Genomic DNA, 15715 nt, shown 5'->3' on the forward strand with positions numbered 1-15715 from the left:
GTCGCGGAGTTTGTCGGATGCCGTCGGGGGGCTTTGATAGGGGCATGGTGTGTTGCGAATTCCCGGAGGTGGCGCAAGGCTGCGATGGCGCCTTCACCGTCGACTCGTCGCGGATAACGTTCGGCCGCGGCTGCCTCGCGGAATTGGGTGAGCGGGCCGCCGCCCTGGGCCTGCGTCGGATCGCCTTGTTCTCCGACGCGCAGGTGGCGGTCCTCCCGATTTTCGCCACGGCACGCGACTCGCTGTTGGCGGCCGGTATCGACGTGGTCACCTACACCGACGTGCACGTCGAGCCGACGGACGCCTCCTTTAGCGAAGCGTCCCGGTTCGCCCGCGACGCACATCCCGATGGCTATGTCTCGCTGGGCGGGGGCTCGGTGATCGACACCTGCAAGGCCGCCAATCTCTACGCCACCTATCCCGCGGACTTCCTGACCTACGTCAATGCGCCGATCGGCGACGGCAAGCCAGTGCCCGGACCGCTCAAGCCGCACATCGCGTGCCCGACGACGGCCGGCACCGGCAGCGAGGTCACCGGCATCGCGATCTTCGATCTGCTGTCACTGACCGTGAAGACGGGCATCGCCTCGCCCGCGTTGCGTCCCACCGAAGCGCTCGTCGACCCAGATTGCACCGCCACGCTGCCTGGTGGGGTGGTGGCCGCCGCCGGGCTGGACGTGCTCTCGCACGCGCTGGAGTCCTACACCGCCCGCCCGTACGTGCGCCGGCCCGCTCCCCCGCGGCCCAGCCTGCGGCCGATGAGCCAGGGCGCCAACCCGTGGAGCGACCTGGGCTGCCGCGAGGCGCTACGGGTGCTGGGCCAAAACCTGGAGCCGGCCGTGCGCGATGCTGCCGACGACTCCGCGCGCGAACAGATGATGTGGGCCGCGACGCTTGCCGGCATCGCCTTCGGCAACGCAGGTGTCCACGCGCCGCACGGCATGGCCTATGCCGTGGCGGGCCTGGTGCGCGACTACCACCCGGTGGGATATCCGGCCGACGAGCCGTTGGTGCCGCACGGCATGTCGGTCATCGTCAACGCGCCCGCGGTCTTTCGGTTTACCGCCTCGGCCAGCCCGCAGCGACATACCGAGGCGGCGCGGCTGCTCGGCGCTGACACCCGCGACGCCGGGCCCGACGACGCCGGCGAAGTGCTTGCGGCCGAACTCATCCGAATCATGCGGGCGGTCGACATGCCCAACGGGCTGAGCGGAGTGGGCTACACCGACGACGACATCGCGGCCCTGACCGAGGGCGCGTTTGCACAGCAGCGACTGTTGCAGAACGCCCCGCGCGAGATGGACAAGCCGGCGCTGGCCGGGTTGTTCGGCCGCGCGATGCGGTACTGGTGACCCGCTACGTAACCCGTTAGACCGTGACGAGCTCCGGATGGAACTTGGCCGCCATGCGCCGCATGCCCTCGCGCCAGTCGATTGCGGCCACCCCGACGAGCTCGCGCATCCGGCTCGCGTCGGTGGGGTTGCCGCGCAGCGCGTTTGCGCTCTCCTCGAATACCGGCTCCTTGCCGACCAGTGACCCGAGGTAGGTGCACCACTCCTGCAAGCTGACGGCCTGCTCACCGCACCAATTGAGGGTGGTGGCCGGGACCGACGCCACCTTGAACAGCTTCGGGATGGTGGCGATGACGTCGTCTTCGTGGATCGGCGAGTACTTGGCCGGGCCGCCGGGTGGGACGGGAATCGGGATGCCGGCCAGCATCATCTCCATGTGATAAAACGGCCACCCGCCGTTGTCGCCGTACGGCACGTTGAGCCGGGCGATCGTGGTGGGCACGCGTAGGGCGCGGGCCATCGTCCGGGCGACGACCTCGCCGGCGATCTTGGAGATGGAGTAGGTGGGGAACAACGGCTTGTGATTGTCCCCCAACGCGGCGGACTCGGTCCGGACCTCGTCGCCGGGTGGGTCGTAGACGGCTCCGGAGGAGCAGTGCAGGAATGCCTTCGCGTCGCGGCAGTGGGCCATCAGGAGTCCCACGGATTCGGCGTTGGCCGCCAAATCTGTGTCCCAGTTGCCACTTTTGGCCACCGCAAGGTTGAGGACGTAATCGAAGTCTGTTGGCAGACCGCTGAAGTCGCCGGCGGTCAGGTCCACCGTCGCGCAACGCACGCCGGACTTTTCGAGGTCGTCGCGGACGGCGGGATTGCTGAATCGGGCGATGCCCCAGACTTCGTTGTCGGCGGCCAGCGCCTTGGCGATCGGGTTGGCAACTTGTCCGGTGGGGCCGGTGATGAGGATCTTGGTGCCGCGCATGCGCTGATGGTAGGCGACGTGTGCGCGCATCGACTTCGCGGTTCTCCCCCGCAGCTACGGGCGGTGGCTGCCGACGTGCAACCCCGACCCGACGAACTCGCCGACCGACTGCTGATCTATCCGTGATCGGATCCCCGAACAGGTTGTGCACCAACCAGTTCGGGTTACAGCCCGGGCTGATCTTCGATAATGCCGAGCCAGATCTGCGCGGCGTCGATCGCCACTTTCTCGCTGATGAAGGCGTGTTGGGTTCCGGTGTACATGTCGCGGAAGGCACGTTCGAGCCGGGTGCCCTCGCGGATTGAGCTGGTTCCGGCGACCAGGTGCGCCCACTGGGCACAACTGCGGGCCGTGTCGGTGGCATACACGGCAGCCACGCGCATGTCCGCGCGCAGGGCCGGGGTGAGCTCGTCGCCCGCGGCCACAGCCGCCTCGGCGGTGGTGAATGCGTCGAGCACCAGCAGACGCGCCGCGCGCCAGGCCGCACGGTGGTGAGCCAGGCCTTTCTGAAAGGTGGGGCGGCTGGCCAACGATGCCATGTCGCTCATCCGGAACTTGGTGGCCGCCAACTCCTGAACGTCGTCGAGCATGCTCTTGGATACGCCCAGTGCCCAAGAGGCGTGACCGGCCGCGGTGACCGGCATCAGTCCCATCCGGGTGGCCGGTGAGTTCCCGCGGTGTGGTCGTCGGGCGAACAGTTCGAAGGTGCGGCGCCGCGGGACGAACACATCGGCGACGCTGTAGTCGTAGGAGCCGGTTCCCTTGAGCCCCTGCACGTGCCATCCGTCGTTGAAGCTGACCTGCTCGCGGGGCAACACCGCTACGTGCATCTCCGGCAGGCCCTCGCTGATCCAGCGCATTTCACCGTTGTCCAGGGGCAGGAACCCGGCGGCGACGTATTCGGAGTGCCCGATGCCGGAGCCGAAACTCCACGATCCGCTCAGCTGATAGCCGCCGTCGACGGCTATCCCCTGTCCATTGGGAAAGAACTGGCCGCCCATGGTGACGCGGTTGTCGTGCGCGGTGAACACCTCGGCGAAGCCCTCGTCGGGCAGATAGGCTGCCGCGGCGAACGACGACGGCAGGTTGGCGATGCCTACCCAACCGAATGAGCCATCCTGCCAAGCCATTTCGATCCATGTCTCGATCATCTCGGTGAACGACGGCTCGCTACCGGCGGCCACCACCGGGTTGAACGCGGACATCAGTCCGCTGGCCCACATCTGATCGACGATCGGCGCGGAAAGCGTGCGGATTCGCTCGGATTCGCCGGCCTGCTCCCGCACGAGGTCGCGCATGCCGCGGGCCAGCGCGACAACGCGGCCGTCGGTTCCGGCTAAAGACGTCATTGGCGCTCTCCTCGTCGAACGTGCCCACGGTGACCGTACCAATCGCGCAAAGTGTCTAGTCGCAAAAATCGGCGGTTCGGCCGGCCTTCGGCATGCCGGGGCCGGGAGCCGGTGCGACATCGCGCGCGGTGACGGGATCGCCGCATGCGTCGCAGGCCAGGATGACGTGCGCTTCGCCGGTGCAGTCGCGATGGTGGAAGTGCACGGGCGGGCCGTCGGGGGCCATGTACCGATCGCCCCAGTCGCGCAACGCCATCAAGATCGGATAGAGGTCCTGGCCCTTCTGGGTGAGCCGGTACTCCGCGTAGTTCCCGTCGACCGACGGCTTCTTGACCAGGATCTCGTGCTCGACTAGGCGGTCGAGCCGGTCCTGCAAGCGGCTGCGCGAAATGCCCAGGGCGCACTGGAACGCATTGAAGCGCCGGACGCCGTTGAATGCCGTCTTGAGCACCAGCAGGGTCCACCGATCGCCGAGCACCACCAACGGCCGGGTGATCGAGCACGGCAAATCGGCCAGCTCCTCGTAACGCACGGCGTCGATCGTACCTCGACGGTTTCAAAATGAGACCGATGCTGCTAGCGTCTGGTCTCGAAATGAGACCAGACGATCGGAGGACGGGTGACCACCCCACTCGAGCATTGGCGCCACGGGGGTGAAACCGTGCGGCTGACCGTCCGCGGCACGCCCCGGCGGGTGTTCGTCCGCCAGGTGGGCCAGGGCCCGCCTCTGCTGCTGCTGCACGGCTTTCCCGCATCGTCATTCGAATGGGCGGCCGTCGAACCCGAGTTGGCCCGGCGGCACCGGGTGGTCAGCTTCGACTTCCTCGGGTATGGGGCCAGCGCCAAGCCGCCCGGCCACCGCTACAGCGTGTTCGAGCAGGCGGACCTGGCCGAGGCGATCATCGCGGCCTACGCACCGTCGGGACCGACCGTGGTCGCCTACGACTACGGCGCCATCGTCGCCACCGAGCTGCTCGCCCGCCGGCACGAACACGCGGCGTCCCTGCGCCGCTGCATCTTCCTCAACGCAGGCCTATTCGCCGAGGTGTACCGGCCGCGAATCGCGCAGCGCGCCAGCCTCATTCCCGTGCTGGGCGCCTTGCTGGCCCGGGCCTTCACCGAGTCGCTGTTTTTCCGGACCTGGGGTGAGGTGTTCTCCACCGAACACCCGCTGGACCGCGAACTCGCCGGTTTGCACTACCGCGCCCTGCTGGAAAACGACCCGGGCCGCGACATCCAACGAAAGCTGTTGCGGTACATACCCGAACGTGCCGCCAACGCGTCGCACTTCGAAAGTGCGCTGCTCGGCACGACCGTGCCCCTCACATTCTTGTGGGGCATGCGAGACCCGGTGTCGGGGGCCGCGATCGCCGAGCAACTGCGCGACCGCATACCCGCGGTCGATCTGGTCGAATACGACGACGTCGGGCACTGCCCGCATATCGAAATACCCGATCGCGTCGCCATCGACATCCTGCGACGAAGCGCGAGCTAGCGACGCATACTCTGGCATGGTGCGCTGGATCATCGACGCGATGAACGTCATCGGCAGTCGCCCTGACGGATGGTGGAAAGATCGCGAGGCCGCCATGGCCGCTTTGGTAGACACGGTGGAGAATTGGGCTGCTGGACAAGGAGATACGGTGACGCTGGTGTTCGAGCGGCCGCCCAAGGCCGCCATCGGCTCGACGACCATCGAGATCGCCCACGCGCCGCGCGCGGCCGCGAACTCCGCCGACGACGAGATCGTGCGGCGGCTGGAAGCCGACACCACCCCGGAGGAGATCCGCGTCGTGACATCGGATCGCGCGCTGGCCGATCGGGTGCGGCGCCTGGGCGCATCGGTGTTCGCGGCCGAGCGCTTCCGCGACCTCGTCGATCCGCGCGACAGATGATCGCCGCCGACGACGCGCCCGTCACCAATCGGGTGTGCGCACTGGCCCATATCGACATCCCGATCATCCAGGCGCCGATGACCTACATCGCCGGTGCCCAGCTCGCCGCGGCCGTGTCGAACGCGGGCGGCCTGGGGATCATCGAGACGACGTCGGATCAGGGCCGAGCCGACGTGCAACGCGTGCGCAGCCTCACCGGTGGCGCGGTGGGTGCGAATATTGCACTGCTGTTCAATCGCGACCCCGCGGTCGTGGACCTCCTCGTCGCCAACGGCATTCGATTCGTCACCACCTCGGCCGGCAGCCCGTCGCTGTTCACCGAGCGGCTGCACGATGCCGGCATCACCGTGTTCCACGTGGTGGGCACCCTGGCCGCGGCCAAGAAGGCCGTCGACGCCGGCGTCGACGGGCTGGTGGTCGAGGGCGTCGAGGGTGGCGGCTTCAAGAACCGGTACGGGGCGTCGACGATGGTGCTGCTGCCCTTGGTTGCCGCCCATGTCGACGTCCCGATCGTGGCCGCAGGGGGAATCTGCGACGCGCGATCCATGGCGGCGGCTTTCGTGCTGGGCGCCGAGGCGGTACAGATGGGCACCCGGCTGCTGGCCTCGGCCGATTCCCCGGTGCACGGCAACCTCAAGCAAGCGGTCGTGCGTGCCGACGAGACCGGGACGGTGTTACTTCCTCTCGACGGCAACCGGATGATGCGTGTCATCCGTACCGCCGCGGCCGAAAAGCTCGATGCCGCAGCCTCTCCCGCGGACGGCGGCGCCGCGCTGCAACGCGTCGCGCAGCTTTACTTTGACGGCGACATGGACGCCAGCGTGGCCAACACCGGTCAGGTCGCCGGTCGCATCGACGACCTACCGCCGGCCGCCGAAATCATCAAGCAGACCTGGGCAGGGTGCCGTGAGGTGCTGGCCGCGACGGCGGATCGGCTGCGGCCGGCCCGGCTTAGCTCGGGTGGGTGTTGACGTCGAAATCGACTTCGGCACCCTTGACCCGGGTGATCTTCATGTTCGCGACGTATTCCTTGCCCTCCGGCCCGGTGAAGTGACAGTCGAACTGCACACCGACCTTGGCTTCGACACCGGATGGGCAGTGCACGTCGCTGGGATGAAACCCGGTCTGCTTCGAGACGACGTCGACCACCGATTGTGCTGCGCCGTCGGGCTTGACGGTCGTCTTGCTGCTGCAGCCGATCGCGAGGACACCCATCAGGCCCACGGTCACGGCCGCCGTGGCGGCCTGGGCGATACGCATCATTGCGCGAATACTCCTTTTTGCCGTGCCCGAAGCGAATGCGTCGGGAAGCGACAAGGCTAACACGTCGTTGGACTTACTCCACAGCTCATCGGCATATGTGGCCTTGCACTGCAAACAAATATTTGCCGTGTTGAGTGCGCCAGGGCAAATTGCAGTGACCGCGATGGCGCCCGGGTGCATGGCACATTGGCTGCGGGCGGAGGCATTGACAAGCAACCCCGCCGGACTCACCTTGTTCTCGACTACCCCTGGGCCGGGGACCCGGCGGTATCGATTTCCGGACTACGCGTTCCACTGCGAGAACACCACCGACGGCGGCACCAGGCGATCGGGTTTTCTCATGCTCAACGGCCACTGAAGTTCTCGCGGCGAAAGAACTTTCGCCGTCGCCGCGCCCGGATGCCCTGGCGACGGCCCGGGGGTCTGCTGGCTGCCGTTCACATTGACACCGACCTGAGCCGCGCTACTGTGCCGAGACATGGTCGGGCACGACGGCGACGGTTACATTGATGTCGTTGAGCGCAGGAAAAACATGACCATCCCGACCGGAGAGTTCCCCACTGAATCCCGCGCGTCCTACGACGCGGGTCCCGTCGACACTCCCCTGCTCGACGAGACGATTGGTGCGAACCTCGAACGCACCGCGCTGCGTTACCCCACCGTCGAAGCGCTCGTCGACGTCGCCGGCGCCCGGCGATGGACCTACGCGGCACTCAACGCCGACATTGACCGGCTGGCCCGCGCGCTGCTGGCCGTGGGCGTACAACGCGGCGACCGGGTCGGAATCTGGTCGCCGAGTTGTCCGGAATGGACCATGCTGCAGTACGCCACCGCCAAGGTCGGCGCGATCCTGGTCACGGTCAACCCCGCATATCGCACGCATGAGTTGTCGCACACCCTCAGCGATTCCGGTGTTCGACTGCTGGTGTCGGCGACGACGTTCAAGACATCCGACTACCGGCGGATGGTCTGCCAGGTACGGTCCCAGATTCCCGGCTTGTCCGACGTCGTGTTTTTAGGCACCGATGACTGGACACGATTACAGCTGCGCGCCGAGGAGGTGACCGACGCCGAATTGCGGTGTCGGATGGCAGCCTTGGACCCCCGCGACCCAGTCAACATCCAATACACCTCGGGCACAACCGGTTCCCCCAAAGGGGCCACGCTGTCACACCGCAACATCCTCAATAACGGTTACTTCGTCACCGAATGCATTGGGCTGCGGGCCGGGGATCGCCTCTGCATCCCGGTCCCGTTTTATCACTGCTTCGGCATGGTGATGGGCAATCTGGGCTGCACCACTCACGGTGCCACCATGGTGATTCCGGCGCCCGGATTTGACCCCGCCGCCACGCTAGCGGCGATCGAAAAGGAGCGCTGCACAGCCCTTTACGGCGTGCCGACGATGTTCATCGCGATGCTTAGTCACCCCACCTTGGGTGCGCGAGACGTGTCGTCGCTGCGTACCGGGATCATGGCGGGAGCGACCTGTCCGGTGGAGCTGATGAGGCGCTGCATCGACGAGCTCAACCTGTCGGAGCTGTCGATCGCCTACGGCATGACGGAAACCTCTCCGGTGTCGTGCCAAACCCGGATCGACGACGACCTCGCGCATCGCACCACGACGGTGGGGCGGGCTCACCCGCATGTCGAGATCAAGATCATCGACCCGGGCAGCGGCGAGGTAGTCGCTCGCGGACAGCCGGGCGAACTGTGCACGCGCGGCTACTCGGTGATGCTCGGCTACTGGCACGACGACGAGAAGACCCGCCAGGCAATCGATCCCGACGGCTGGATGCACACCGGAGACCTCGCAGTCATGCACGACGACGGCTATTGCGCGATCGTCGGGCGCATCAAGGACGTCATCATCCGCGGTGGCGAAAATGTGTACCCGCGGGAGATCGAAGATTTTCTGCATACCCATCCCGATGTCGACGCCGCGCAGGTGGTCGGCGTGCCCGACCCCAAGTACGGCGAAGAAGTCTGCGCCTGGATCAGGATGCGGCCGGGGCGCCGGCCCCTGGACGCCGACTCCGTGCAGGCGTTTTGCGCGGGGAACCTCGCGCACCACAAGATTCCCCGCTACGTCCGCGTCGTCGACGAATTCCCGATGACGGCCACCGGCAAGGTGCGCAAAGTCGAGATGCGGGACGAAATGGTGCGGTTGCTGGGCCTGTAAGCCGCGGGTCAGCCCGGCGCGTCCCAGTGCAGCGCACCGTCATTGGCGAGACATCTGTCGGGCCGTTCGGCGTTTAGCACTGGTGTCGGGGTCGTCGAGTCTGGTTTGCCAGCACCGGCCGATTGACACTTTGTCTGGTGGCAGACATTATTGTCTGGTGGCTGACAAAATGGGTGCGGCTCACCATGACACGGTCGGTGCGTGGGCAAAGCGCTGTTACCTCGCGGCCCGTGCAGCCATGGAGGACTTGTTACGGCCTTACGACCTCGGCGCGACCCAGTGGTATGTGCTGTACCAACTAGTGCACGCCGGACCCACCCGGCAGCGGGAGCTGCAACGCATTCTTCAGGTCGAGCGTGCGACGCTGAGCGCCGTCGTTGTCACTCTGGCGCGCAAGCAACTCGTCGAGCAGATCCCCGACAGCGTCGATCATCGACAAAAACTGCTGCGTCTCACAGCAATGGGTGAAGCGTTGTGGCGCAAGCTGCCCGACCTGACCCGACTGCATTCCGTGGCCTTCGGCGGGATCGACGCTGATGACATCGAGGTCGCTATCCGAGTGTTGCGCACCGCCACCGAGCGACTCGAACGACGAACAGTAAAGGAAATTTTATGAAGGTCCTGGTGACGGGTGCGACCGGCTTGGTAGGTGCCCGACTGCTGCCCCGTCTCGCCGAAGCCGGCCACGACTGCCGCGCTTTGGTCCGTCGGCCTGGGTCGGTGCCACCTGACGTGACAGAGGTGATCGGAGACCTCTGCGACTGTGAGTCGCTCGCGGCGGCAGTGCGCGGTGTCGAAGCGATCGTCCATCTCGCCGCCGTGTTCCGCACCGCGGACACCGACCTGATGTGGAAGACGAACCTGGATGGGACCGCCAACCTCATCGCGGCAGCGCAGCAGCACGCGCCCGGTACGCGCCTGATCATGGCGAGCACCGCGCACGTCTACAACGCTGACAGCACGCGTCCGGGCCGCGAGGACGACCCCGTCGACCCGAAGCAGGCCTACCCGGCAAGCAAGCTCGCCGCCGAGAACGCCCTGCGCAGCAGCGATCTCACCTGGACGATCCAGCGTTACGGCTTCGTCTACGGCGACGGCGACGGTCACCTGGAGTCGCTGCCCGCACATGCCGCGAACGCCGGGATGCATCCGGCGCAGCGAATGAGCCTCGTTCATCACCGCGACATCGCGACCGCGACCCGTCTCGCACTCACCGGAGCCTGGGACGGCCGCATCGTGAACATCACCGATGAAGCGCCGACGTCACTCTATGAACTCGTCGAGATTGCCGGCGGCGCCATGGATCCATCGTCGCGGGCACTAGAGCATCCTTGGCATCTGCACATGAACGGTGCACTCGCGCGCCGGCTCGGCTTCCGGCCGAGCGTGCGCACCATCCACCACGCGATCGAACAAAAGGTGATGTGAGATGTTTCCGGGTAGCACTGGCCTGCTGCTGATGAATGACTGTTGTTAGCGGACGTTCTTAGGCTTATTTCGTCAGAACGGTTATCTCGCAATGAATACGCCCAACGAGCCGCGGGGGTGCAACGACCGATCGTGGTCGCCCACCCTGGCTGACCTAAACCGTGCCGGAATTTGTGCGGAGAAGCTTGCGCCCTTCCCGGTGACGGCCACCGGGAAGGGCGCAAGGTCGAGATGCGAGATGAATGGTGCGGCTACTGGGGTCGCTCGCCCCAACCGGGTCAGCTCAACGCGGCCAGCGCCGCGTCGTAGTCGGGCTCCTCGGCGATCTCGGGCACCAGCTGGCTGTACGCAACGTTTCCGTCGGCGCCGATCACCACAACCGCTCGACCGAGCAGGCCGGCCATCGGTCCGTCCGCGATCGTGATGCCGTAGTCCTCGCCGAAACTGTCGCGGAATGCCGAGGCGGTGGTGACGTTCTCGATACCCTCCGCGCCGCAGAACCGCTTCTGCGCGAACGGCAGATCCTTGGACACGCACACCACCGATGCGCCACTGGCGGCGGCACGCTCATTGAATTTCCGCACGCTCGTCGCGCAGACTGGGGTGTCGACGGAAGGAAAGATGTTGAGCAGCACCGATTTTCCATTGAATTGATCGCTGGTGACCGCGCCGAGGTCGACGCCGGTCAGGTTGAAGGCCGGGGCTTTGGAGCCGACAGCGGGAAGCTCGCCGACGGTGTTGATCGCATTTCCACGCAGGGTTATCTGTGCCATGCATACAGTCTGCCAAGCCCCCTCGCGTGGCCTCGGGTCAGGTCCTGCATGTCCTAATTCGTGGGGTACTAGGCCTAGACGCCACGACCGGTTCGGCCAACACTGAGTTCATGGTTCGCAAGGTCGTGCTCGTCGGCTTCCCGGGCGTGCAGGCACTGGACGTGATCGGGCCACATGACGTGTTCAGCGGGGCAGCGCTGCTGGCTGGCGGTGGTTATGACGTCGTGGTGGCCTCAGTCGGTGGCCAGCCGATCAGCGCCGGGACCGGCCTGGCATTTGTCGGGGCGCCGCTGCCGGATCCCGACGGGGATATCGACACCGTTGTGCTGCCCGGTGGCGCCGGCGTCGACGCCGCCCGCCACGACCCCGATCTCATCGGGTGGATCAAGGCCGTCGCGGGCAGCGCGCGGCGCATCGTGACCGTCTGCACCGGTGCCTTTCTCGCGGCCGAGGCCGGGCTGCTGGACGGCTGCCGCGTCACCACGCACTGGGCCTTCGCGGACCGGTTGGCCCGCGAGTTCCCCATCGTCGAGGTCGACCCGGAACCGATCTTCGTGCGGAGCTCCGAGGGGGTCTGGACGGCCGCCGGCGTCGCTGCGGGCATCGATCTGGCCCTCTCCTTGGTCGAGGACGACCACGGCACGGAGATCGCGCAGACGGTCGCCCGCTGGATGGTGCTGTACCTGCGCCGGCCCGGCGGGCAGACCCAATTCGCCGCGCCGGTGTGGATTCCCCGCGCCAAGCGGCCCTGCATTCGCGAGGTGCAGGAGGCCATCGAGGCGCAACCGGGCGCTGCGCACAGCATCGGCGATCTGGCGCGACTGGCGACGATGAGTCCGCGTCATTTCACCCGGCTTTTCACCGAGGAGGTCGGCGAGGCGCCCGGCCAGTACGTCGAACGCGTCCGTACCGAAGCGGCGCGCCGCCAACTGGAAGAGACCGACGACACCGTCGTCGCGATCGCGGCCCGCTGCGGATTCGGCACCGCGGAAACCATGCGGCGCAACTTCATTCGCCGCGTGGGCGTTTCGCCGGACCAGTACCGAAAGACGTTTGCCTGATCCCGGGCAGATCGGAAAGGACCGCACCGATGACACAGATCGCTATCGTGACCTACCCCGGATTCACCGCCCTGGACATGATCGGCCCGTATGAGGTGCTGCGCAACCTGCCGGACGCCGAGGTGCGATTCGTCTGGCATCAAGCCGGCCCGATCACCGCCGACTCCGGCGTGTTGGTCGTCGGCGCCACCCATGCGCTGGCCGAAACGCCTGCGCCCGACCTAGTGCTGGTGCCTGGCGGGCCCTCGACGCCGGTGCACGCCCGCGACGAGGTGCTGCTGGACTGGTTGCGCGCGGTGCACCGGACCGCGCGCTGGACGGCGTCGGTGTGCTCGGGTTCGGTGATTCTGGCCGCGGCCGGTCTGCTCGACGGGCGGCGTGCGACGTCGCATTGGCTGGCGTTACCCCTGCTCAAGGGATTCGGCGTCACCGCGGTTGGCGACGAGCGGGTGGTGCGTGAGGGCGACGTCGTGACCAGCGCGGGCGTGTCCGCGGGACTCGACCTGGCGTTCTGGTTGGCCGGTGAGCTTGCAGGCCAGGGACGGGCCAAGGCGATCCAGCTCGCGCTCGAATATGACCCGCAGCCGCCGTTCGACTCAGGTCACCTATCGAAGGCCTCGGCCGCCACCAAAGCGACTGCTACCGCGCTGCTTTCCCGCGACAGTGCCAAGCCGGCCAACCTCAAGGCGACGGCGATGCTCGCCTGGGACCAGGCCCTGACGGCGGTTCGCTCCCGCGGACGCAAGCGACAATCGAAACTGTCGTCGGCTTAGGTCGGGTTCGGCTGCAGGAATTCCGTCGACGCGAACTGCCCACCGGCCTGCATCCAGGCCGTGACAGCACTCGGCGCGTCGCGGTTGGGGTTGTAGATGTCCTCTTCGCTCGAGAACAGGCCGTCGCCGGCGTAGACGAGGCGAGTCCAATTGGGGAACCAAAACGGTTCCCCGTCGGGGTCGGTCGGGTGATCGAGCAGGTTCTTGATCATCATCACGACGGCGTCGTTGTCCTCGTCGTACGCGATCCAATCGCTGGGAAATCGCATGTGCGGGAACGGCGCCATGACGGCAACGATCCAATCGCGCACCGCTTCGCGCCCGTGAAAGACCCCGTAGTGGTGTTCGATATAGATAACGTCCTCGGTGAATAGATCCGCGAAAGGCGCCCAGTCGCCGGAGGCGCTGCACCCGTCCGTCACAGTTGTGTAGCGCGCGACGGCCTGCTCGATTTCGGCCCTGCTGAACTTGCCCATAGCGGACACACTAGAACGTGTTCTGATTTTGCGTGGCCGGTCTGACGAGGGAGATCGAATGAGCGTGTTGGACTTGTTTGACCTAACCGGCAAGACAGCTCTGGTCACCGGGGCGTCTACCGGCATCGGTAAAAAGGTGGCCGAGGCGTACCTGCAGGCCGGCGCGCGGGTGGTCATCGCCGCGCGGCACCCCGATGCACTGGAAACCGTTGCTGCAGAACTAGGCTCGACGGGCGGCGCGGTTCTGCCGATCGCTTGTGACGTGACCCAGCCGGATCAGGTCACCCGCATGGTGGAGCGGGTGACCGCGGAACTGGGCGGCATCGACATCGCGGTATGCAACGCCGGCATCATCAATCTCACTCCGTTGCTGGACATGTCGCCCGAGGAGTTCCACACCATCCAGGCCACGAACGTCACCGGCGTATTCCTCACCGCGCAGGCGGCCGCACGAGCGATGGTCACCCAAGGCCGCGGTGGGTCCATCATCAATACCGCCTCGATGTCCGGGCACATTATCAACATCCCCCAACCGGCCGGCCACTACTGCACGTCCAAGGCCGCGGTCATTCACCTGACCAAGGCCATGGCCGTCGAATTCGCCCGGCACAACATCCGGGTCAACAGCATCAGCCCCGGCTACATCCGCACCGAACTTGTCGAACCGATGGCGGAGTATCACCGGCTGTGGGAGCCGAAAATTCCGCTCGGACGTATCGGCCGGCCGGACGAACTCACCGGCCTCTATCTCTACCTGGCCAGCGCCGCGTCCAGCTACATGACCGGTTCCGACCTCGTCATCGACGGCGGCTATACCTGTCCGTGAACCGGAGACGGACGCCCGAACAGCGTTCGCACCCCCGGGGAGAACAGCGCGCGCAGGCGCTCGCCGGCGGGCCGTACGCCGCCGGCGGCCACCAATTCGTCGCGCAGCTCGAGGATCTCCGCCGCACGCAGCGGCCACGGCCCATGCTCGTTGGGCAGCCACCAGGTGCGGCCGGCCTTGCGGGTGTGTGCACCCCAGCGGGCGGTCAGCCAGACCTCGAGCGGCGTCGGCTGCACGCCCTCACCCACCGCGACGGTCAACCGGCTGCCTAGCCCGCGGCGGGGCCAACGGCGCACGCTCTCATACGTGATGCGGTCGCCGTCGCGGATGATGCGCATCTTCGCCCAGGTGTAGGGGACGCCGAGGCCGACCCGGGTGACAGGCACCACCGCAAGGCGGGCGGTTTCCAGCGACCGGAAGACGACGCCGTGCCGCCCGGCGGCGTCGACGGAGTACAACCGCACGTTGGTCTCCAGAAAACGGCCGAAGTACGGAAGTGCCAGTGTGGTACAGACTCTCGTGCGGATCATCGCAAAAGGGACCAGCCCCACATACGTCAGTCCGTCACCGAACACATCGGGACGCGTCCCCGCCGGCAATAGGTGCGCGATGTCGTCGGGCCGGACCGGCCAGTGCACGAACGTCAGGTCGCTCCAGCACTGATCGAAGGTGACCGGGCCGGCCAGCGGCGGCGCGGTCACCGGGAAACCGGCCGGCAGCTCGTCGCCCGGGGCTGGCTCACCGGGCACGCTCATCGCTCGATCTCACCGGAGACGCCGCGCTCGATGCTGGCCTGGGTGGCGGCGGGCAACACGATCAGACCGTCGAGCTCCTTACGCGCCGCGTCGTAGGCGTTTTGGCGTTCGCGCGGGGCGGCGCCCGCATCCGACGCCATCCGCAACAGGTTCTGGGCGCGCGTAATCCGCTGCTGCTCGTCCCGAGAAAAGTCGCTGCGGCGCCGGCGCAGCGCCTCGGTCTCGGCCACGTTGAACGCGGTGACGTACTCCTCCACGGCGGCTTGGTATTTCGCGGCGCTGTCGCGGTCGTCGAGCAGGTCCTCGGCTTGGACGGGCCGCAACAAGTCCGCCCGCAGCTTGGCCTTGTGAAACGCCACGGTGAGCGGATCGCGCAGATCCGTCATCAACGGAAAGTCCAGCAGCTTGGCGAAATCGAGTTCGTAGTCCAGCCAGCGGGTGTCGGTGCGGGCGTGCTCGTCCAGCACCCGGCGCAGCGAGCGCCATTGAGCGGCCTGGTTGGTCGCGGCGGGTTCGGGTGGCGGCACCGGCGGCATGGGTGGCCCGGCGCGCCGCTTGCCGGCTGTGAACGCGCGCACCGCGCCGACGGCCAAGCCCACTAGCGGCAGCAGCAGAATCAGGAACTCCGCCAGCCGAATGAGCAAACCCATACAGCCAGGATGC

18 protein-coding genes are annotated in these 15715 nt (G+C 66.7%); 10 read left to right on the plus strand and 8 right to left on the minus strand.

All coding sequences use genetic code 11. From position 1 onward, the window contains the following. Nucleotides 1-44: 44 nt before the first annotated feature. Nucleotides 45-1352, plus strand: coding sequence for a hydroxyacid-oxoacid transhydrogenase (locus G6N33_RS24970; protein WP_044506069.1), 1308 nt, complete (start codon nucleotides 45-47; stop codon nucleotides 1350-1352). Between the two features lie 16 nt (nucleotides 1353-1368). On the opposite strand, the gene G6N33_RS24975 is transcribed toward G6N33_RS24970, so the two are convergent. The 3 genes from G6N33_RS24975 to G6N33_RS24985 all read right to left on the minus strand — a co-directional run bounded on the left by G6N33_RS24975 (nucleotide 1369) and on the right by G6N33_RS24985 (nucleotide 4152). Further along, complete coding sequence (locus tag G6N33_RS24975) at nucleotides 1369-2271, minus strand: NAD-dependent epimerase/dehydratase family protein (protein WP_044506067.1); 903 nt, start codon at nucleotides 2269-2271, stop codon at nucleotides 1369-1371. A 164-nt stretch (nucleotides 2272-2435) separates the two neighbouring features. Further along, entirely contained in the window at nucleotides 2436-3620 is a 1185-nt protein-coding gene (locus tag G6N33_RS24980; protein ID WP_044506065.1) for an acyl-CoA dehydrogenase family protein, read from the minus strand. A 55-nt stretch (nucleotides 3621-3675) separates the two neighbouring features. Beyond that, nucleotides 3676-4152 (minus strand): winged helix-turn-helix transcriptional regulator, encoded by a 477-nt coding sequence (locus tag G6N33_RS24985; protein WP_044506063.1) that lies wholly within the window; start codon nucleotides 4150-4152, stop codon nucleotides 3676-3678. A gap of 87 nt (nucleotides 4153-4239) precedes the next feature. Between G6N33_RS24985 and G6N33_RS24990 the strand changes: the two genes are divergently transcribed. The 3 genes from G6N33_RS24990 to G6N33_RS25000 are packed head-to-tail and all read left to right on the plus strand — an operon-like array spanning nucleotide 4240 to nucleotide 6486. Next, complete coding sequence (locus G6N33_RS24990; protein ID WP_049918919.1) at nucleotides 4240-5115, plus strand: alpha/beta fold hydrolase; 876 nt, start codon at nucleotides 4240-4242, stop codon at nucleotides 5113-5115. Between the two features lie 19 nt (nucleotides 5116-5134). Then, complete coding sequence (locus G6N33_RS24995; protein ID WP_044511810.1) at nucleotides 5135-5515, plus strand: NYN domain-containing protein; 381 nt, start codon at nucleotides 5135-5137, stop codon at nucleotides 5513-5515. Then, nucleotides 5512-6486, plus strand: coding sequence for an NAD(P)H-dependent flavin oxidoreductase (locus G6N33_RS25000; protein ID WP_044506062.1), 975 nt, complete (start codon nucleotides 5512-5514; stop codon nucleotides 6484-6486). Before G6N33_RS24995 ends, G6N33_RS25000 begins: the two co-directional genes overlap by 4 nt. On the opposite strand, the gene G6N33_RS25005 is transcribed toward G6N33_RS25000, so the two are convergent. After that, nucleotides 6467-6778 carry a DUF4333 domain-containing protein gene (locus tag G6N33_RS25005; protein ID WP_231382397.1) on the minus strand — a complete coding sequence of 104 codons (312 nt, stop codon included), beginning with the start codon at nucleotides 6776-6778 and terminating at the stop codon, nucleotides 6467-6469. The genes G6N33_RS25000 and G6N33_RS25005 overlap by 20 nt on opposite strands. Before the next feature lie 532 nt (nucleotides 6779-7310). Here G6N33_RS25005 and G6N33_RS25010 point away from each other — a divergent pair. From G6N33_RS25010 to G6N33_RS25020, 3 genes are all read left to right on the plus strand, one after another. Further along, the gene (locus G6N33_RS25010; RefSeq protein ID WP_101528292.1) at nucleotides 7311-8960 is read left to right on the plus strand and encodes an AMP-binding protein; all 1650 of its coding nucleotides are present in this window, start codon (nucleotides 7311-7313) and stop codon (nucleotides 8958-8960) included. Nucleotides 8961-9117: 157 nt separating this feature from the next. Beyond that, on the plus strand, nucleotides 9118-9576 hold the full coding sequence (locus tag G6N33_RS25015) for a MarR family winged helix-turn-helix transcriptional regulator (protein WP_231382395.1): 459 nt from the start codon (nucleotides 9118-9120) through the stop codon (nucleotides 9574-9576). Beyond that, a complete protein-coding gene (locus G6N33_RS25020) occupies nucleotides 9573-10388 on the plus strand; it encodes an NAD-dependent epimerase/dehydratase family protein (RefSeq protein ID WP_044506060.1) in 816 nt (271 codons plus the stop codon). The genes G6N33_RS25015 and G6N33_RS25020 overlap by 4 nt, the downstream gene beginning before the upstream one ends. 278 nt (nucleotides 10389-10666) lie before the next feature. Here G6N33_RS25020 and tpx read toward each other — a convergent pair whose 3' ends face one another. Further along, nucleotides 10667-11161, minus strand: coding sequence for a thiol peroxidase (tpx, locus tag G6N33_RS25025; protein ID WP_044506058.1), 495 nt, complete (start codon nucleotides 11159-11161; stop codon nucleotides 10667-10669). Between the two features lie 110 nt (nucleotides 11162-11271). Between tpx and G6N33_RS25030 the strand changes: the two genes are divergently transcribed. Both G6N33_RS25030 and G6N33_RS25035 read left to right on the plus strand, forming a co-directional pair. Beyond that, complete coding sequence (locus tag G6N33_RS25030; RefSeq protein ID WP_101528287.1) at nucleotides 11272-12222, plus strand: GlxA family transcriptional regulator; 951 nt, start codon at nucleotides 11272-11274, stop codon at nucleotides 12220-12222. Between the two features lie 29 nt (nucleotides 12223-12251). Further along, a complete protein-coding gene (locus G6N33_RS25035) occupies nucleotides 12252-12995 on the plus strand; it encodes a DJ-1/PfpI family protein (RefSeq protein WP_044506054.1) in 744 nt (247 codons plus the stop codon). Here the strand turns inward: G6N33_RS25035 and G6N33_RS25040 are convergent. Further along, a complete protein-coding gene (locus G6N33_RS25040; protein WP_044506052.1) occupies nucleotides 12992-13471 on the minus strand; it encodes a nuclear transport factor 2 family protein in 480 nt (159 codons plus the stop codon). The two genes, G6N33_RS25035 and G6N33_RS25040, sit on opposite strands and share 4 nt — an antisense overlap. A 58-nt stretch (nucleotides 13472-13529) precedes the next feature. Between G6N33_RS25040 and G6N33_RS25045 the strand changes: the two genes are divergently transcribed. Next, nucleotides 13530-14297 (plus strand): SDR family oxidoreductase, encoded by a 768-nt coding sequence (locus G6N33_RS25045; RefSeq protein WP_044506050.1) that lies wholly within the window; start codon nucleotides 13530-13532, stop codon nucleotides 14295-14297. Here the strand turns inward: G6N33_RS25045 and G6N33_RS25050 are convergent. Together G6N33_RS25050 and G6N33_RS25055 are read right to left on the minus strand one after the other, a co-directional pair. Next, complete coding sequence (locus G6N33_RS25050; protein ID WP_101528286.1) at nucleotides 14282-15052, minus strand: YqjF family protein; 771 nt, start codon at nucleotides 15050-15052, stop codon at nucleotides 14282-14284. The genes G6N33_RS25045 and G6N33_RS25050 overlap by 16 nt on opposite strands. Then, complete coding sequence (locus G6N33_RS25055) at nucleotides 15049-15702, minus strand: hypothetical protein (protein ID WP_044506048.1); 654 nt, start codon at nucleotides 15700-15702, stop codon at nucleotides 15049-15051. Before G6N33_RS25055 ends, G6N33_RS25050 begins: the two co-directional genes overlap by 4 nt. Nucleotides 15703-15715: the final 13 nt, after the last annotated feature.

The organism is Mycobacterium simiae, from assembly GCF_010727605.1.
GTDB classification, from domain to species: domain Bacteria; phylum Actinomycetota; class Actinomycetes; order Mycobacteriales; family Mycobacteriaceae; genus Mycobacterium; species Mycobacterium simiae.